22 protein-coding genes are annotated in these 18,641 nt (G+C 56.4%); 20 read left to right on the top strand and 2 right to left on the bottom strand.

Annotation, left to right across the window (positions count from 1 at the left end; genetic code table 11):
• The first annotated feature begins 57 nt into the window (after positions 1–57).
• The 12 genes from ACH2CY_RS13590 to ACH2CY_RS13535 all read left to right on the top strand — a co-directional run bounded on the left by ACH2CY_RS13590 (position 58) and on the right by ACH2CY_RS13535 (position 12,536).
• Positions 58–681, top strand: a complete 624-nt coding sequence (locus ACH2CY_RS13590; protein ID WP_395019801.1) for a hypothetical protein — start codon at positions 58–60, stop codon at positions 679–681.
• 51 nt (positions 682–732) lie between these two features.
• Positions 733–1,605, top strand: coding sequence for a hypothetical protein (locus ACH2CY_RS13585; RefSeq protein WP_395019800.1), 873 nt, complete (start codon positions 733–735; stop codon positions 1,603–1,605).
• A 130-nt stretch (positions 1,606–1,735) separates the two neighbouring features.
• On the top strand, positions 1,736–2,404 hold the full coding sequence (locus tag ACH2CY_RS13580; RefSeq protein ID WP_395019799.1) for a hypothetical protein: 669 nt from the start codon (positions 1,736–1,738) through the stop codon (positions 2,402–2,404).
• A 182-nt stretch (positions 2,405–2,586) separates the two neighbouring features.
• Positions 2,587–3,966, top strand: coding sequence for a hypothetical protein (locus ACH2CY_RS13575; protein WP_395019798.1), 1,380 nt, complete (start codon positions 2,587–2,589; stop codon positions 3,964–3,966).
• Complete coding sequence (locus ACH2CY_RS13570; RefSeq protein WP_395019797.1) at positions 3,966–5,462, top strand: hypothetical protein; 1,497 nt, start codon at positions 3,966–3,968, stop codon at positions 5,460–5,462. Before ACH2CY_RS13575 ends, ACH2CY_RS13570 begins: the two co-directional genes overlap by 1 nt.
• Positions 5,455–5,802 (top strand): hypothetical protein, encoded by a 348-nt coding sequence (locus ACH2CY_RS13565; protein ID WP_395019795.1) that lies wholly within the window; start codon positions 5,455–5,457, stop codon positions 5,800–5,802. The genes ACH2CY_RS13570 and ACH2CY_RS13565 overlap by 8 nt, the downstream gene beginning before the upstream one ends.
• A gap of 17 nt (positions 5,803–5,819) precedes the next feature.
• Entirely contained in the window at positions 5,820–7,256 is a 1,437-nt protein-coding gene (locus ACH2CY_RS13560) for a hypothetical protein (protein ID WP_395019794.1), read from the top strand.
• 2 nt (positions 7,257–7,258) lie between these two features.
• Entirely contained in the window at positions 7,259–8,656 is a 1,398-nt protein-coding gene (locus ACH2CY_RS13555) for a hypothetical protein (protein ID WP_395019793.1), read from the top strand.
• An 86-nt stretch (positions 8,657–8,742) separates the two neighbouring features.
• Positions 8,743–9,552 carry a hypothetical protein gene (locus tag ACH2CY_RS13550; RefSeq protein WP_395019792.1) on the top strand — a complete coding sequence of 270 codons (810 nt, stop codon included), beginning with the start codon at positions 8,743–8,745 and terminating at the stop codon, positions 9,550–9,552.
• Between the two features lie 20 nt (positions 9,553–9,572).
• On the top strand, positions 9,573–11,549 hold the full coding sequence (locus ACH2CY_RS13545; protein WP_395019791.1) for a hypothetical protein: 1,977 nt from the start codon (positions 9,573–9,575) through the stop codon (positions 11,547–11,549).
• Positions 11,550–11,553: 4 nt separating this feature from the next.
• Positions 11,554–12,303 (top strand): hypothetical protein, encoded by a 750-nt coding sequence (locus tag ACH2CY_RS13540; RefSeq protein ID WP_395019790.1) that lies wholly within the window; start codon positions 11,554–11,556, stop codon positions 12,301–12,303.
• 5 nt (positions 12,304–12,308) lie between these two features.
• On the top strand, positions 12,309–12,536 hold the full coding sequence (locus tag ACH2CY_RS13535; RefSeq protein WP_395019789.1) for a hypothetical protein: 228 nt from the start codon (positions 12,309–12,311) through the stop codon (positions 12,534–12,536).
• A gap of 404 nt (positions 12,537–12,940) precedes the next feature.
• Here the strand turns inward: ACH2CY_RS13535 and ACH2CY_RS13530 are convergent, their stop codons facing one another.
• Complete coding sequence (locus ACH2CY_RS13530; RefSeq protein ID WP_395019788.1) at positions 12,941–13,156, bottom strand: hypothetical protein; 216 nt, start codon at positions 13,154–13,156, stop codon at positions 12,941–12,943.
• 198 nt (positions 13,157–13,354) lie between these two features.
• On the opposite strand from ACH2CY_RS13530, the gene ACH2CY_RS13525 reads away from it, so the two are divergent.
• From ACH2CY_RS13525 to ACH2CY_RS13495, 7 genes are all read left to right on the top strand, one after another.
• Positions 13,355–13,738, top strand: coding sequence for a hypothetical protein (locus ACH2CY_RS13525; RefSeq protein WP_395019787.1), 384 nt, complete (start codon positions 13,355–13,357; stop codon positions 13,736–13,738).
• 539 nt (positions 13,739–14,277) lie between these two features.
• Complete coding sequence (locus ACH2CY_RS13520; RefSeq protein ID WP_395019786.1) at positions 14,278–14,550, top strand: hypothetical protein; 273 nt, start codon at positions 14,278–14,280, stop codon at positions 14,548–14,550.
• Positions 14,551–14,562: 12 nt separating this feature from the next.
• Positions 14,563–15,072: a hypothetical protein gene (locus ACH2CY_RS13515; RefSeq protein WP_395019784.1), complete on the top strand. Its 510-nt coding sequence runs from the start codon at positions 14,563–14,565 to the stop codon at positions 15,070–15,072.
• Between the two features lies 1 nt (position 15,073).
• Positions 15,074–15,529, top strand: a complete 456-nt coding sequence (locus tag ACH2CY_RS13510) for a hypothetical protein (protein WP_395019783.1) — start codon at positions 15,074–15,076, stop codon at positions 15,527–15,529.
• A 447-nt stretch (positions 15,530–15,976) separates the two neighbouring features.
• Positions 15,977–16,411, top strand: coding sequence for a hypothetical protein (locus ACH2CY_RS13505; protein WP_395019782.1), 435 nt, complete (start codon positions 15,977–15,979; stop codon positions 16,409–16,411).
• Between the two features lie 2 nt (positions 16,412–16,413).
• On the top strand, positions 16,414–16,854 hold the full coding sequence (locus ACH2CY_RS13500; RefSeq protein WP_395019781.1) for a hypothetical protein: 441 nt from the start codon (positions 16,414–16,416) through the stop codon (positions 16,852–16,854).
• A gap of 145 nt (positions 16,855–16,999) precedes the next feature.
• Positions 17,000–17,503 (top strand): hypothetical protein, encoded by a 504-nt coding sequence (locus ACH2CY_RS13495; protein ID WP_395019780.1) that lies wholly within the window; start codon positions 17,000–17,002, stop codon positions 17,501–17,503.
• Here ACH2CY_RS13495 and ACH2CY_RS13490 read toward each other — a convergent pair.
• Positions 17,490–17,981, bottom strand: a complete 492-nt coding sequence (locus tag ACH2CY_RS13490; protein ID WP_395019779.1) for a hypothetical protein — start codon at positions 17,979–17,981, stop codon at positions 17,490–17,492. The genes ACH2CY_RS13495 and ACH2CY_RS13490 overlap by 14 nt on opposite strands.
• Positions 17,982–18,193: 212 nt before the next feature.
• Here ACH2CY_RS13490 and ACH2CY_RS13485 point away from each other — a divergent pair, with 212 nt between their 5' ends.
• Complete coding sequence (locus tag ACH2CY_RS13485) at positions 18,194–18,466, top strand: hypothetical protein (protein ID WP_395019778.1); 273 nt, start codon at positions 18,194–18,196, stop codon at positions 18,464–18,466.
• Positions 18,467–18,641: the final 175 nt, after the last annotated feature.

The following is an 18,641-nucleotide window of genomic DNA, read 5'->3' as shown; positions in this document are numbered from 1 at the left end:
AAGTGACTTATTAGGGTTCTCACTTCCCCTCTGAAGTGACTAACACAACATCTCACTATGCCTAGTGATTCAGACGAAAAGGAGAAGGACGCCGCCGCCGCTGAGGAGGAAACCTCCGAAGAGGAAAAGGACGACCACCAGGACGACGCCGATGAGGCCGACTCCGGTAAGGAATCCAAAGACGATAAGCCTGCGGAAACCTTAGAGCAGAAGAAGTCTCGCCTAGAGCGACAACTCGAATCCGTAAACCGGAAGCTCGGGAACAAGAAGGAGGCTCCGGCGCCGACTGACACTGCCAAACCCAAGTCAACCGATCTCGACTACGCACAACTCGCCTTTGCCACCTCGAAAGGTATCGATACCGACAGCGAGGAGGAAATGGGCCTTGTGAAGGATTACATGAAGAACACCGGCAAGGACCTTAAGGCTGTCCTCGCCTCACAGTTTTTCAAGAACGACCTCAAAGAACTCCGCGAAGCAGCAGCGACGAAAGCCGCTATCCCGAAAGGGAACAAGCGCTCAGGCCAAGCCGCTTCAGATACCGTCGATTACTATCTCGCCAAGGGTGAAATGCCTCCGGCAGACAAGCCGGAACTCCGGCGTCAGTACGTCGATAGGAAAGCGGGGATCACGCCCGGCAAAACCAAGGGCGGAGCGCAGTTCTACAACTCCAAGAAATAGTCGCTGAGATTAGCGGTTGACCTGGTCTACCAGGCATAACCACTAAATCCCTTGAGTAACACAGTCGTCTACCAGGAAGACTGGGAAGTAAAGCTTCAGGAGAGGCTTGACCACCCGCTTACCTGGAAAGAAGTCTGCAAGGTCACGTACACCGATACGAAGGTTCTCCATAACCCGTATCTTTCCACCGAGCCCGCCGTTCAGGCTGGCACGCGCGGAACGGCGTACTCCTTCCAAGACTTCGCCGAAACTGACGAGTCCATCTCGATCGACGTATATAAGGAACTTCCTATCTACATCGACGACGCGGATCTCGCTCAGTCCACTTACACGAAACAGATGGAGATGGCGGACCTTCAAGGTACGCTCGTCAACGAAGCCATCGAAGCCTATGTGCTCGCCCAGCATGCAGCCTGGACGAACATCGGCGACGACGGCAACGGCAACATCGTTTCCGGCTCCACAACCGCGATCACCGTGTCGCCGACCAACATCGATGACATCATCCGCGGCCTCAAGCGCATCATTCGTAAGGCGAACGGCCACCGCAAGGCGGGCCGCAACGGCATCTTCATTGTCTGGCGCCCAGAAGACTTCGAAATCCTCGAAGCCTTCGTCCAGGCCAACGGTTTCTCGACCGCTGACCAGGCGCTCAAGAATGGTACGGATGTCGGCATGCCTTACATGGGCGTGTACCACTACTATTCGAACGACCTCACCGCAGGACACCTCTTTGCGGGAGTTCGCAACCTCTTCAACGTCGGTATCTGCAAATCGACGTTCGGCAAGGTCACCAAAGTCATTCACCCTGCGGGGTCGAGCGGCGGCAACCTCTCCGGTATCGGCATGCACACGCGCGTCGATATGAAGACGAAGGCGTGGGCCAAGGACGCCACCCTTATCTACGACATCAACGTAGCTTAAACCGGCACTAGCTCCCTTGTGGGGCTAGTGGAACTCCCGAGGCCTCGGGATTCCCACTAACCCCAGAAGCATGTTAATTCCCTTCTCAAATCCAACAGACGGCGACGGGCTCATTGAGCTTATAGGCGACATGACCGGCAACCCCTCTGCCGGCTCTTACACCCTTAAAAAGAAGACGCGAGACATAAACTTGGCCTTGGCCTGGTTCTTCCTTCTAGCTGGCGAGGCGGCTGGAAAATGGCAGCTCGACGATACCAACCAGACCGACTACCCCATCATCAAAATCGACCTCGTTGCGAACCAGCGTGACTATCCGTTCACCGTAGACGGATCGAGCACTCCGAACCAAATCCTCGAGATTTTGCGTGTCGAGCGCGCCGCAGAGAACGGCACCTTTGAAGTCCTCGATCCCTTCGACCAGACGGAAGAGCCTGAGGCTCTCGCCCAGCTCGCCACCGTCTCCGGCACTCCTCAGAGATACGACAAGCTCGCTAATGGCCTCTTCCTTGATCCCAAACCGAGCTACAGCTACACGGCTGGCCTATGGGTCTACATCAGCCGAACCCCCTCTTATTTCCTCAGCACCGACACCACGAAGACCGCAGGCATTCCGGACTTCGCGCACGAATACCTCGCTCTACGTCCGGCGTGGAAATATGCCGTATGGAAGGGTCTCAAGAACAAGGCCGACCTTGAGCGCGATGTGCTCCGGATGGAAGCGAAGATCCGCAGCTTTTATTCCCGCCGCAACAAGACCGAGAACTCGCGCATCCGCACCGCCCCTCGCTGCGCCATCTAGCCTATGGTCACCAACCTTTCCAAAAGCACCATCACGATCGGCACCATCGAGAAGGGTGGTGAAGGTACGTGGGACAGTTCAGCTATCGCATGGGACGATGACCGTTACCGCTGGGACGGCGGCGCCCAACTCCCGATCAACGCAACACAAGGAGCCTCTACTATCAGCCCAACACCTAAGTCATGAGCACCGGCTTTCCAACCAGTCTCGATAACCTTGACCCTACCCGCGGAACGACGGGACAGAAACTCAGCACGCCGAACCACATCACTCATCACCAGAACGAGGATGACGCGATCGAGGCGCTTCAGGTCAAGGTCGGTATCAACAACTCAGCCGACACATCCTCACTCGACTACAAGCTCAAGAACACGGCTTCGAGCAATCCGGGCCATAAACATACGCTCGCACAGGGCGCGACCGATGTAACCGCTACTTCGACCGAGCTAAACTACATGGGCGGCGTCACCTCAGGCGTCCAAAGCCAGCTCAATACCCTCAGTAGCTCCAAGACCGACAAATCGACCCTTACGACGAAGGGCGACTTCTACGTTGCCACTGCTTCGGCAACGCTCACCCGCCTTCCGGTTGGCTCAGACAACCAGGTTCTAACTGCCGATAGCTCCCAGGCTTCAGGCGTCAAATGGGCTTCGGTCTCTACCAAGTTTGGCGGCACTGGTGCGGATGGCGCTCTCACCGTCAGCTCAGGTACCACGTCGATTGATCTCGGAAGCGCTGCCGTTGTCGTCAAGAACTACACGACCATCTCTATCACCGGCACGGGCGCAATCAATTTCATCAATCCCCACGCCAACGGCACCATCGTCATCATCAAGGCGACGGGTAATATCACGCTGACTTCTTCCGCGGCGCCCATGATCGATTGCTCCAACACCGGAGCGGCAGGAGGCGCTGGCACCACATCAAGCGGTGGCACCGGCACCAGCGGCAACAACTCCAACACCTTCACCTACTTCCGAAACCTCCTCGGTACTGGGGGCCAAGGAAGCACGACGGGTGGCACTGGCGGCGCGGTCCCAACTGCCTTCACCCTGCCTTCGACTTTCCATTCGATAGAGCTTCTCAAGTACCAGTCCGCTTTCTGTGGCGGAGGCGGGGGCGGCGGAGGAGCGACGTTCTCAAACGGGTCAGCCGTTGCAGGAACCGGAGGACGAGGCGGCGGCGGCCTCATTATCGAGTGCGCTGGCGCCTGGAACTTCACCACAGCAAGCGGTATCTCTGTATCAGGTCAGAATGGCGCTAATGGGGTCTATACCCCAGGATCAAACGGAGCTGCGGCCGGTGGCGGAGGTGGCGGCGGCGGGTTCTGCCTCATCCTCTATAACGCGCTCACCGCTAACTCCGGAACCGTCACTTCAGCGGGCGGAACTGGCGGCAACACGAACGGCCTCAACAGCAACAATCCGGCTGGTGGCGGCGGCGGTGGTTCGACTTTCAATGCAGGGTCTAATGGCAGCAATCCAGCGACGAATAGCGGCAAATCAGGCGGCGACGGAGGCGCAGGCTTCTCACTCGTGACCGCGAATACGATCTACACTTAATGCCAAGCGTTTCGATAAAAAACTTCTCCGGCAGTATCGCCAAGGACGCCCGCGAAGCGTCAACCTCGAAATGTGGTTTCACGAGTAACTTCGACGTCCTCACCTACCCGTTCGCTCTCAAGCCCTTCCCAGGCATGGTGGCGAATGAGAACACTTCTTTTGTCATAACCGATTTCTTTTACGGCGTGTTCGGAACCGGCATCGGCACCAATGTCCTAGGCTATGGCCGACAGACCGGAGCCGACAGGCCAGAGATCTACATGAAGACCGGCGATGTCGTTACTTCAGGCTGGACGACCGCCCTGAGCACCACTGGCGCCGCTACGCAGACCCGTAGCTCAGGGTCTAACCTTTGGCACCTGTACAAAAACTATGGCTATTTCGCCTGCGGCAATCGCTATATCGGCCGCGTCGGTGATCTCAGCAGCGGCACTTCCGCAACTTTGGTTGATAACTACTACGACCTCACCTCTTTCACGACCGTGACCCAGGCAATCACGCATCCAACCGACGACCGGATGTATTTTGGCGTCGATAACAAGGTCTATGTGAACAACGCAGGCACTATTTCGCTCGCACTCACCCTGCCCTCTTTTCTTACGATTACTTCAGTCGAGGCACAGGGGAATTACCTCTCAATCGCTTGCAAGCCTTCGAGCAATATCGGCAATTCCATCGTCTTCCTCTGGGATCGCGACACCTCTCTTGCGACCGTTTCAGAATCGATCGATTGGGGAAATGGCATGCTCAATGTGATCGGCACTGTAGACGGCATACTCATCGGCGTCTCGCTTCTCGGTGCCACTTCCTTCAATCTAGTCCCCCGCATTGTCGTGAAGGCCTACGCGGACGGTTATCCGGTAGTCGTTGGAGAGATCGTTTCAGAAAGCTCAGCTATCGACCTCCGCATGCGCAAATGGAAGTCCAACAACACGCTCTATTTCGCGGCGAAGCTCACCAAGAACGGGGTAGTCCGCAACCAGCTCTTCGCCGTTGGAAAAGACCCGAACGGCCGCATTGTCGTGGTCGGAGACGTGCTTGTTGATAACGACACCGCGCTCTCCGGCAACATCAACGGCTTCGCGAAGTTCGAAGACGTTTGGTTCATAGCCCACAACGACAACGGCTCAGTCAACCGCACCATTTCCGATGGCTCATACTCGGGCACCTCGACCTATGACACGCTCAAGAACCATGGCATGCCGCTAGAAGACCGACACTCTCTCAAGAAGCTTGAGGCGGTTGGTATGCGCTACGACCCACTCGCCTCTACAGCAACCGCAGGCATCGAGTATCGCGTGGATGGCAGCACCTGGACGGAGGCTTTTACCGACACAGCCGACAACGGCACCGTCCTAGAAGCAACCGCAGCGGCGGACGGCACCCCATTCCTGGAGGGCCTCGACTATGAGTTCCGAGCCAAATCAACCGGCGGGGCACGCATCAACGAGATCTTCTACCGCTATTCGACCGTCACTTCCCAAACCGATGGATAAAAGCGTTGAACAGCAGATCGCAGAACTTGAAGGCGCTCTTGAGCAGCTCAAGCGCATTGTCTTCAAGGGCGAGCTTTCAGACCGTGAAGTCAAGTCCAAGCTGGTAGTGCTTAATGCCGGCGCGCGTCTAGCAGACGGCCGCCACATCGCCACCGGCAAGACCACCGGCTCCTCGTTCGGGTCGGCCACCACCGACAAGATTTCCTTCTATGGGAAACCGTCGATTACCCAGCCAGGTGCGATCGCTTCTCCGGCTGGCGGGGCAACAGTCGATTCGGAAGCGCGCACCGCTATCGATGCAATCCGCCTGGCCCTCAAGAACCTTGGCGCGACTGCGTGATATAATCTTTCAAAGCTATGCCGCCTGAATACAACCCGAACACCGACTACTTCAACAATGGCGCTGGCCAGTCGATAAACTCATCGACGCTCTCCCCCACTCCCGAGCTTTCATACCTCTCCCCGAAGACAGTCCCGGTCTATCCGGTCAAGAACCTCAACGCCGATGTTGAAGGCCTCTTCGATCTCACCGGCCCGGAAAATGAGGCATCTAGCCTCATCAGCAAGCTCACGTCGTTGAACTCCGACCTTGTGGGCGAGTCATCCTTCCGCAGTCAGCAGGAGAACGCACAGGGCGTCCCGGAGCTAAAGAAATCTGTCACCGACCTCTCCTCACGCCTCAAGACTATCCAGAATGAGGCTGAGGCGATTCCCCTTCAGCTTCAGCAGGAGGCTACCGGCCGTGGGATCACCGAAGCCGGGTTACGCCCTATCCAGACCAGCGCACTCCGCAACAACGCTATTGCAGCCCTCTCTACCTCATCGCTCTTAGAGTCCGCCAAAGGCAACCTCACGACCGCGCTCGACCTGGCCGACCGCGCCGTGAAGCAGAAATATGACCCTATTCGGGAGGAGATAGCGACGAACAGCGCCAACCTCGATCTCATTCTTAAGTCCCCTGCGTACAGCCAGGCCGACAAGCAGCGTGCCCAGAAACAGAAGGAAGCCAACGACGCCAAGCAGCGCGCAATCGAGAATGAGGAGGAGAACTCCAAGACCGCGCACGCGATGGCTGCCGCAGCAATCACCAACAACCCCGGCAACCAGGCGGCATCTCTGGCCGCACAACAGGCCCTCTCGCTCGACCCGGCAGATCCCTACTATCTTCAGAAGCTTTATAGCCTTGTCGGGCAGTATCAGACCGATCCCACAAAGGTAGCCTCCGACCTAGCTGACCTTGATCTAAAGCGCGCAAACGCCGCCAAACTACGCGCAGACACAGCCCTCACAGAAGCCCAGCGCGCGAAGGTTCTCGCGGAGACCGCACCAGCGAACGATCCGAAGAAGGCCGCTCAGAACGCCCAGGCTCTTTCCCTTGCCGTTGCTCTCCGCAAGGATGACGCGCCTGGCAAGGGTAGCGCCGTTGGAGCCAGCATCGCCAAGTTCGTGCCCTACGGCCAGGCCCTTGGCTTACAAGGCAATCGCACGGCCTTCGAAAGCCGCGTTGATAGCCTCAAGGCGAACCTCACGCTCGACAACCTCAAGCTCCTCAAGGGCGCGATGTCTGACAAGGACCTCCTCTTCCTCAACAGCATCGGATCTTCCCTCAACGTCAACATGTCCGAGGAGCAGTTCAATTCCGAGCTGGATAAGATCATCAAGAAGTTCGAAGACAACGGCGTTTCCCTTCCCGAAGACGCTGGCAGCCCCGAGAGCGCCTCGGTCGGATCTACTGTAACTATCAACGGCAAGCGCTATCGCAAGGTCGGAGCAGATGCTTATGAACCCCTCTAGCTATGGCCCAATCCCTCGCAGAAATCAGAGCACAGAGCAGCGGCGGGCCGACAGGCACGCTTACGCTGGCCCAGATCAAAGCGAAATCTTCCCCTAGCTCAACCTCACTCGCCTCGACCATCTGGGGCGACATCGCTAATCGCGGTGCAAGCGCCTACAACGCCGTTACCGACACTACTCGGAACCCGATCGTCAGCGGCGTCAAGGCGGCCGCTGAAGGTGCCGGAGCTATCTCAGACACAGGACGGGACGTGATTGAAGCCGTACCCGGCGCGGGCGGCATTCTCAAGACCATCGGCAAGGTAATTTCCAAGCCCTTCAAGGCAGCCACAGACGCGCTCTCCGACACCAAGCTTTTCAAAGAGGCAGCCCAGTACCCCGAGCACACAAGAACGCTTGAAGACTTCCTCTCAGCAGGAGGATCGCTCGGCGAAATTGCCGGGACGGTACTTGGGGCTGATGGCGCTGCTGCTACCGCCGCCAAGAGCGCGGCGGCCGTTCGCAGCCTCACCACTAAGAGCGAGGAGGCTATAGAGCGCTCTATCGTCACCAACTACGAAAAGGGCGTGAAGCCAGGGCTCGCAGGCCGCAACACGAACGCCAAACAAGCGCAATATCGCGAAGACATCATCGAAGGCGCGAAGACCATACGGGACAACAAGCTCAACTTGGAACTCACCGGAGAGCCAGCAAACGCCTTTGAAGGCTCCGGCCAGGTTCCTACCAGCCTTCAGGGACTATCCGATGCGATCGAGCAAACGAAGCGCGTCATTTTCGACCAGTATGACGGACTAGCTACCCGAGCCGGCAACAAGGGGCTCGAGCTCAGCACCGAACCTATCGGAACCGAACTTGACGCGGTTATCGGGAGTAAATCTCTCGCGCTCACCAATCCCCGCGCTATCGCTTACGCCAAGGAATTAAAGCAACGGTATGGCGAGATAGGTACGCTCGACGCTAAGACCGCTCAGGAGGTCATCCAGAACTACAACAAGTCGCTGGAAGCCTTCTACCGAAACCCCTCTTACGACACCGCTTCCCAGGCTGCCATTGATGCAATGGTCGCAAACAAGCTCCGCCAGGCGCTTGATGACGGGATCTCGGGCATCACCGGAGAGCAGTATTCCGCTCTCAAGCGTCAGTACGGATCACTCAAGAGCATCGAAAAGGACGTGGTGAAGGCCGCCCTTAGAGACGCACGCAAGAACACCAAAGGCCTAATCGACTTCGCCGACATCTTCTCCGGCGGCCAGGTCGTGAATGGCATCCTCTCTCTCAACCCGCACGTCATAGCCTCAGGCGCCGCTCAGAAAGCCATCACCGAGTTTTACAAGTACCTCAATGACCCGAACCGCGCCATCGAGCGCATGTTCAAAGAGGTAGATAAGCTACCGAGGTAAGTTTATGCGCTCCAACCGCTTCCAGACCACCGTAGCGATCAGGCCGAGGACGAGCCGCGCCAAGATTTCCATATCTCGACCCTACCATGCCTGACCCCAAAATCAAAAAACTCGAAGGCCTCATGTCGCTCCTGAATGACGGAGTGTCTAAAGCCGACCTCGATACCTTCGCAGAGACGATTATTCAGCTCGTCTCGAAAATGCACGAGCGGAACACCAGTGCCAAGGACGAGGTGGAAAAAACCTATCAAGCGATCATCAAGCAGTTCGGGCCGGAAGGTCTCGAAACCCTCCGCACTGCCATCTCTACCTTACAGACTAAGCTACGCGAGATAGACCAGAAGCTAGGCTCTGTGCGCGACGGCCGCGATGGAATCGACGGCATAAGTCCAAACCCAGACGACATTATTTCCGAGGTAATGCGTCGCCTCCCGAAAGCGAAGAACGGCCGTGACGGAAAAGACGCCGACATCGAAGCCATAGTTAGCGAAGTCCTTAAGCGGCTACCGCAGCAACCACAGTCAACCGGCGGCCTTCGAGCAGTCGGCTTCAGAGGCGTACAGCTCTATGTGGACGGCCTCAAGAAAGGCATAGTGCAAGTCGTCAACTTCATCGCCGGAGCCGGCGTCACGCTCACCCATACGACCGCTCAAGGCCGCAATGACATTATCTTCTCCGCAGCGAGTTCCAGTTTCTCGGTTCTCACCGCGACCGGCACCAAGAACGACAGCAACTTGGATTTCGTCTTCGCCTCGCAACCCACGGCCCTTGTTATCAACGGCGCTTGGTACATCCAAACCGGCGGGGCGATCACTTGGACTTGGAACAGCGGCACGAGTACCGCAACGCTTTCAGTGCCTGTGGGGACAGGCGGATCAATCTATGGAGTCGCATAATGCTATAATCACCTGAGCATATGAAAAAGCTTCTCGTCGCGCTTCTTCTCTCCATATCTGTCTTCCCCTCTCTGAGCTTGGCTCAGCTAACGGTGCCTCAAGGCGGCACTGGCACGACCACATTTCCCGCTAATTCTTTTGTGGTCGGCAATTCGGCTCTACGCCTGACATCAACGAGCTCGCCGTACTTTCCCAACGGCGTCACCGTCAGCGGAAATTGTATCGGTTGCGGCGTATCACAGATCAACACCACGTTCCCGATTACCGGCGGCCCTATCACGACGACTGGCACGCTTGGCTTCGCCGGCATCTCTACATCATCAGCTACCAGCATATCTGGTGTCCCGTACTGGACTTCAGCGAACCTCCTCGGAACGATAGCGACCGGCACAATCTCAGCTTCGGGTGGTGTAACTGTCACCGGCTCTCGCTACGCGCTTAACGGCGCAACAGCAATCACCTGCACCACGGCAACCATCACATCCCAAGGATGTATCTCAACTGCGAGCTTTGGCACTTTCAGCAACAAAGTCGGCACGTCGTCCAGCGCCACCGCTGGCCAGCTCGCCTACTTCACAACGACGAGCGGAACCCCCGCCCTGATCTCTGGGGTTGCCACCACAAGCGCCACCTGCGGCACAGGACTTTCCTGCACCGGTTTCTCTGTACTTGGATCGAGCCCCATCACGCTTACGGCTACCGGTGCCTCGTCCACCCTATTAGCGGACACGAACTCTTGGAGCGGTTCCAACACTTACGGCGCGACGACGACCTTTTCGCTGGCAGCGCAAATCGGATCAACCGCTGGCGATCACCAGCTCACCATCACCCCGTCTCGCACCTATGGAGCCTCGGTTTCGGCAGGCGGAGCACTTCTTCTTACAAACACCTCAAACGACGGCGCAGGAGCAGTCTTCTTTACAAACCATACTAGCGGTGCAACCGGTCGCCTCGTGGTCGTGAACTGCAACCAGTCCACCTTCGACCAGAACTGTCTCCACATCCAAAGCAACTCCGATACGGCTTCGGCGCTCAACCTATCCGCAGCGCCTTCCGGCCTTGGCGCCTTTAAATGGTCAGCTTCCGCAGCCGGCAATTCCAACTCCTCTGGTATCTCTCTTGACGCATCAACCAATAGCTTTGCGGGCCAGGCGCTTTTTGGAAAATGTGGCAACGCGTCAGGCTCTACTAGCCCTTGCTACACGTTTACAGACGCATACTCCGGGACAATCTTCCGAATGACGAATGGCGGAAACTTCGGCATCGGCACGACTTCTCCGGGCACCCTTCTCTCGATCGCGAGCAACGTGAACATTGGGAATGGTACGACTACGCAGCAGAATGGTGGCATCGACATTGCGGCCGGCTGCTTTTCAGTAAGAGGCACATGCCTCACATCTGGAGGAGGCAGCGGAACTCCCGGCGGCTCTAACACTCAGGTTCAGTTTAACGACAGCGGTTCCTTTGGCGGAGACGCGGGCTTCACTTACGACAAGGTAGCAGACCGCGTAACCGTCCCTTATGCCTCAACAACCGCCGTCACAGTCTCGTCCGAACTCACCATCCCCAACAGTTCTTCGCAAGCACCTACCACTATCGGAGACATTGGAGTTGACACCACAAACTTCCAGATAAAGGTCGGGAGCGGCATAACCTCAACGGTCTTCGATTACCGCCGCTTCTACTCGTTCGGCTATGCGACCTCGACGTGGGCAGGAACGACTACAGCCACCCAAGCACCCTTTCCTGTAGCTGGCGAGTTAAACCGGATTTCCTGCACTACGAACCAAGGAAGCGTAACTGTTCGCCTCCAATATGGCCCGACGCCAACCTCGGTTTGGGTTATCGGCGCGTCAACCACGCCGGGCATAATTTCGTTCTCATCCGGCAGCTTCGTAGTGGGCGCTCTCGCATCATCCACAGCATCGTTCGGTAACCCTTCAGGCTCACCGACCTCTGTAGCTTGCACCGCGACGTTCAGCATTAGCGGCACATAGTATGATGTCCCGTTCGCTTCCTAGCCGAATACTCGCCGCCATCTCGATTGTTGCTGTCTTCCTGTTCTTTGCCCCTCAGTCGCGGGCCGCTGGCATCGCCTTTGACCAGGCAACGAACGTCCAAATCAGCTCCTCCGGGGTCACCTCTCTCACCTATTCAGCGACCGTCGCAGCTTCCAATGAGACCCTTATCGTCGCGGTGCACAACGTCTCGGGCGACACCGTTACCGGCGTAACCTATAACGGCGCGGCGATGACCCTGGTGACTAAGGCGGAGGGCTTCGCCTCGGGGCAATATATGTACCTTTACTACCTAACGAACCCTTCGACCGGCACAAACAATGTCGTTGTCTCCCGAAGCAACACGACCAGCGTCATTGTCTCCCAGGCCGCAGCATATTCAGGAATGAGCCTCACCGGTCAACCAGACTCCTTCAACTCGGGCAATAGCCTCTCGCCCGTCGCCTCGCTTACCGTGAACACTACAGTGGTGCTGTCCGGCTCCTGGATTGTTGCCTGGTGCGAATACGACAACAACCCCACCTGTGCCAGCTCTCAGCTTACATTTCGCGGAGCCAACAATAACGGCTTCTCAATGGGCGACACCAACGCTGGAGTTTCATCGGGGAGCAACAGCATTACGCTCAACAACCAAGGCGGCGGAGATCAGCGAGCCGGAATGTTAGTTGCTTCTTTCGCTTCAGATGCTACCGCCGCACCATCCATCGGCGACTGGTTTTCCTTCTGGTGGTAACAACTATGCGATCTAAAATCCAACCGAGCGAAGCGCCTTATCAGAACCGCGAAATCCGCGAGATGGTTGACGATGTGCGGAACTCTCTCACTCGCATCGAGCTTCAGACAACACGCACCAACGGCCGCGTCACCAAGCTTGAGCGCACCATGCTCATAATCGTCACGGGCACCGCCGTCTATGCAGTGCCGCACCTGCCCGGCTTCATTGCAGCAATCCTAGCCGTTCTCTAATGCGACACGACTTCCGCCGGCAGGCGGAACAGTTCCGCTTGCTCCGACACCGACTTCGCCACCCCGCTTTCCGCACCCTCTGTGGATTACTCTGGAGACAGTGGGGTGGTACAATGCCGAGGTAGGTCGATAGCTCTAAGCTTTCCCATTTATGTTCAATACACTTTCGATGACGGGCACCGGCCTCATAGGTCTCGCCATCGCATACGCTTTGCATTTTTTCGGTCTTACCGCCTCACTCGATAGCATTTCCGGCATTGTGACGGCGGCCATTACATTCGGTTCCGCGCTTCTCTCTTTTATAGGTCAGGTACGGCGCCCGGAACTCGTCGGCGGGATAGCGCGCAAATATCCTCGCTAGCGATTTCGACAGCAGAAAGGCCCCTCGCCGGGGGCCTTTTGCTTTACTTGAACTCGATCATCCCTAGCTGATTGAGAGAATCAATGACCGGCCGCCATCTATGCGTCGGGCACGGATGCTTCCGTATGCTGCTCTTGCGGTTCCATGCCTTGTGCTTGGTTTTGCCGAAGTGAGCGAGCGCATGCGCGATCCAGCACGTCTTCGGCGTGAACTTGTAGTGTCGCTTCACATACGCCTGGATTTCTTTGTAGGTCGCCATTGACGCCTCCGCGCCTTATGGTCTGGTGTGTCTGGAAACCCTTAATCTAAGCCATTTGTGGATAACCTGGCTAGCCACGGCGAGCCAGCGTGATACGCTTTGGTCATTAGAAGCTAATGCAATTAATTGCGACGTGCATTTTACGACAAGATAGACCTCTCGACGCGGACGAGACGCTATCAGGCGAAAATCCGCAGAGTGTTCTTCTCAGCATTATTAATCGGTTTTGTTCTCGGAGTAGCGGCGGCCGTTCTCACAATCGACAGCGCCCTCACCTCAATCACCTACGCGGCGACGGAGGAAGTCACCGAAACAAAGCCGTTCCCCGCCGTCCTCAAAGAAATAGCCCGATGCGAAAGCAAAGGCCGACAATTTGAAGACGATGGCAGCGTAGTCCGCGGCGAGATCGATCCCCGCGACACCGGGAAATATCAGATAAACACGTTCTATTGGGCGGACACCGCCAAGGCGCTCGGCTTTGACATCTACACCGAAGCAGGCAACGAGCAAATGGCCGCCTGGCTCCTAGAGCACGAAGGCACCGACCCGTGGAACGCAAGCGCCCATTGTTGGCGCGCCTAGAAAATGTCTACCAAGAAAACAAAGAAGTCTCAAAAGAAAGCACCGTTCTTCGTAGGTCACACCTACTACGGTATCACTCGCTCTGCTGTCGCAGACGACGCTCCCATCATGGTTAGGAACACGAGGGAAGAGGCTTGCGGGGGCCTAGACGATAATTGGGACACCGTTGTTGAACTTCGAGTAACAAAGGCGTTCAAACGCTCACCAGCCACGCTAATCCGCATAGAGTAATGTCCCGGCGCAAACGCTACAGCTTCGGCAGCACCCGCGACCCGAAGCCAGCAAATATCCTCGACAATGAGCTACGGAAGCAAGGAACGCCTCATGCGAAGGCAGCCCTGGTCACCAAGCTCATAGTCAACTGCAAGTGCGGGATTATCAGCTCTAACCACCGCTCATGACCGAGATACCTGCAATCGAGCAGTACAAGCCTTCCTGTCACCACCCAGACCGTTGGTTCGACAAGATCGTTTTCGGCTACTGCACCATGTGTCACCGCTGGAGCCCGAGCCCCTCATTATCCGCCAAACCCACTCAAAATGCCTTGGCCGACAACAAAGCTTGAGGCCTTCAACGAGGCAGTCCGCAAAGCGCATCAGAAGTACGGTCCGTACCTTCCTATCAACATCCGCATGTTCCTTCACTCAGAAGCCTGGTTTCTAGGCCTCAACCCTGAGACCAAGGGACTGCCGGACGACCTCCACTTCGATCCTAGAGAGGACGAGGCAGAGAAGATGGACGAAATGACTTTCGACACCATCGACGAACTTAACAGCAGACGAATGGAGCAAGGCTTGCCCATGCTCTACTAACTATCCACTCAAATGTCAGATTTCGACTTCCTTCCCAACGATTACAAGATCCCGACCAGCTCTAACTACCTCAAGCTGACTGAGGGCGAGCACACCTTCCGTGTCCTCTCCTCCGCCATCACCGGCTATGAGTACTTCAATGTCGATAACAAGCCGGTTCGCTCCAAGGAGCAATTTGAGGACGTACCGACCGACATGAAGAAGGGCGGCCGTATCAATCCCTTCTGGGCTTTCGTGGTCTGGAACTACGATGAGGGCCGCATCCAGATACTCGAGCTCACGCAGAAGAGCATCATGTTCCCTATCAAGGCGCTCACGGAGAACGCCAAGTGGGGCAATCCTAAGAACTACGACATCACCATCACTCGCAAAGGCACAGGCCTTCAGGACACCGAGTACTCAGTGATGCCGAACCCGCACACTGAACTCGCGCCGGAGATTGCCGACGCCTACGCGAATAAGGTGATCGTGCTTGAGAACCTCTACCGAGGCGAAGACCCGTTTGCGGTCAAGCAAGACTAGTATGAAGCTGCCCAACTGGATCAAGAACGCCTACAAGGGCACGGATGTCCACTGGTCACGATCTCAGACCGAAATCTATCGGATGCTCAATGAGCTTGGCATATACGACATTCGCTTCACGAACCTCAAAGACAAGTTTCTCCTTGAGTTCCTTGTGCAGCTTGACCAGGGCGAGAAGCCCCGCGCGGTGCGGATAACCTCGCCGATCATGCATCAAGAAAGCACCGAGGAAAAACGCACCAAGCAGCTCAACATTGTTCACCGCATGCTCGTCGCACATCTCAAGGCGAAGTTTGTAGCAATCGGCCGAGGACTTACTGAGTTTGAGCAAGAGTTCATGGCTCATCTTGTCATTACAGACAAAGCAGGCAACTCGACGACCATCGGCGAAGCGATGCTCCCTCAGTACCGAGGCAATCTTGAGAACGGCGGCGGCGACCTTAAGCTCTTACCCTAATGACTATTCCTCCTACATTTCCCAAGGAAGGGTCTCAGAAGGATAGAATCCTTCAAGCCCTTCTGCGGGCGGAGGGGGATTGGATAAACGGCCAGTATTTCCTCCGCACGCTCTACCTCTCGCAGTTCCACGCACGCATCAAAGAGCTAGAGGACGACCACCATTGGCCGATCGAGCATAGCGAGTTCAAGGACGAGCATTTATTCATTAGCTATCGGCTGCCGAGGCAAGAGCCCATGCAGCAATCACTACTATGAGCAACATCAAGAAGCGCGGTTTCGGTTCAATGGATCGAGTGATCCAGCGAGAGATCGCACGCGAAGGCGGTTTGGCCGCTCACCTCAAGGGCACCGCCCACGAGTTTACTAGCGCAGAGGCACGCGAGGCTGGCCGGAAAGGAGGGTTGGCGCGTCAGCAGAGGCAGCGCGAGGCGCAAGCTCAATAGCAATGAAGGACACCTACCTACAAACCCTCCGCCCCCTCATCCACCAGGCCTGCCCGGAGCTTTTGGAATTGAGCTTTGGAGCGCATGTTGAAGTTTTGGGAGGAAAACTACGGCGCATTACTGACGTACTCGCAGATGGCTGGATAATGGTTGACCGATACAAGGTTCAAAGATTCTCGCCTGACGAATATACTCTCCTCGGCCACCCCATCCGCCTCTCCCATGTGTTGCGAGTACTAAAGGTTAGACGAAACCACACGGAGACCTATGCATATGGAATAGACAATAGCGGTCATTTTCTTCAGTGCCGCCCAGACTCAGAGTGGGAATGGGTATTCGTAGACCACGCTGCTATTTACTGGAGCCTCTCCTCCGACCGCCTCGAAGACCAGAGCGAGGAGACGTTGAAGTGGCTTTGTGAAACCCTCTCAAACTAGCAATGTCCGCAACCCGCTCCCAACAGAAAGGCAAGCGCTTCGAGAAACACCTACTCGCCATTCTGCGCGCCGAAGTAGACGCAAACACCCGCTTCCAGATCGGAAGCGGCAACGGAACCGAGAAGGGCGATATCTACATCCCTTCCCATTCGATCTACCTCGAAGCCAAGAACGAGGCCGAAACCCGTCTCATCCCGAATTGGGAACAGGCTAAGGCTCAGGCGCTGGGCGATAACTACCCCGTCCTCGCTATACGCCATCCTCGCAAGGCCGAGTTTCAAGAAACGCTGATCGTCATAGACCTTCCGCACTTCATCGAGCTTTTGAACGGCCAGAAAGGAAAAGTCGAAGTCACGGCCAAGCTCTCATGGCAAGACCGCAACGACCTTAATAGCCTTATCCGCGCCGCCAAATCCGTTCTGGAGCGCTTCGATCACGAATGAAACACCCCTGCCTCAACATTGCCGATTGCGGGAACACAGTCGAACGCGCATCCCAAGCTGGGCCAGGCCCTTTCATGTGCTACCCCTGCACACGAGCGTCACATCGGGGTCAGAACAAGGGCGGCCCGCGCAGAAGCCAGGTTCTATGAGCAGAGAACGCACCGCCGGCCGCCACGAAGCCTTCACCGTTCTAGGTGAGATAGTCCTCAAGGATGGCGCTAAACGCTTCCAGGCCGCTTCTAGCGCCTACCTACAGCACAACATCAACCGCTATCCGGTGGGCACCAAGCTTGCCGCCGTCTTCGAGGAGCACAAGGCGACCAGGAGCGGGAGCCAGCTTCGATACTATTGGGTTATCTGCGGCCTCATTGCCGACCACACCGGCTACACCAAGGAAGAGACACACGACGCGCTTATGCGCGCGAAGTTCGGGACAAGGCGCATTAAGATCGGAAGTATTGAAACGGAAGTCCGGCAATCGATCGCCGACCACGCCCGCATGAACCAGGCCGACGCAGTTGAGCTGATCGACTTCTCGCTTCAGGTGGCCGGCGAGCTAGGCTTGCATATCCCTTCGCCCGAGGAAATTGGGTACATCAGCAATCACGGAGACAAGTACGAGAAGCTTCGCCAGGCTAAGGCAGCTTAGTTCCGAGGTGGGTAAACGAGGCCTTCCGCAGCTTCTCTATCACTTCGCGGATGTATTCGGTCAACTGTGTGATGTCAGTCAGCTTCGCTTCGGCCGACGTGCCACCAGGATTCTCGAAGTAGGTCAGGACGTACCAACTCCGGCGCTCACCTTTAGCAATCCCTTTGCCCCATAGCCCGTGAACAAAGAGGTTTCGCCAGAAACGGATCTCTTCAAGTTCGTCAATGATGCCGAGATAATGTTTGCCGGCGGCCGACTTCTCTCCGAACTTCCCCACCGCGACGTTCCGCATAGTCTTCACCTTGCGCCTCGTCATCATCCCGACTGTTTTGGTTCGTCCCACCTTCCGGTCATGCCCCTGTATCGCCCAGATCGTGCGCTCCACGTTCCATTCAAGCACGGAGAACTCCACGCATAGTCGGCCGAGTGCCGTGCACATGCGATTACTGACCTTCGCAGACGTGTTGTAGACGGCCATGAGTTATCCCCACTCTCGGTTGAGCGGCCATCTTGCACTCGTGATATTCTGAAGTCACCTTTGCGCTGAAAGCTCTCACTCACTCGCAAAGGGGGTGAGAGCTTTCAGTTAAAGGCACAGGTTCTCTAAAGCGCTTTCGGTGAACTGCGCTCTAAACATCACCGCAGGAGGTTCTCTGAAAACTGGATAGGGCGCTAACATCTAAAGCTCCAATGGAGAACACGAAAACCAGCGAGTTATTGGATTTGATCTGGGAGTTGGAAAATACTCCCGAAGAGAAAGTGAAAGACGATCACTACGACCGCCTCGACGAGGCCAACGCAGAACTAGCAAAGCGTTCGCCGTTCGACCGAATAATCGGTGTCTCTGATTCCGTAAACGACCCCACGCTCGAAGAGCGGGCGGACGAAATGGCGGGCGACATCAAGCTCCTTAAACGTCACAAGCACGACGACAAATCGGGCGACGTGATGGTTCGGATTTAACAACATAGCCCTATTCAGCTTCCAGAGAGCCTCAAACAACAGGTTCTCTCTCGATGCAAAACCACGCTCTTCCTAACCCTGGAAACGTGGTCTGGGACCGGGAGGGAACTGACGCAGGACATCTAGTAGGTAGGCACCTTGAAAGGCGGGTTGAATGAAGGGGTGGCGGAATAGA

The sequence above is a fragment of the Dongia sp. genome (assembly GCF_041905885.1).
Taxonomy (GTDB): Bacteria; Pseudomonadota; Alphaproteobacteria; order Dongiales; family Dongiaceae; genus Dongia.
The sequence above is the reverse complement of the archived record's forward strand: the minus strand, read 5'-3'. Positions and strand labels throughout refer to the sequence as shown.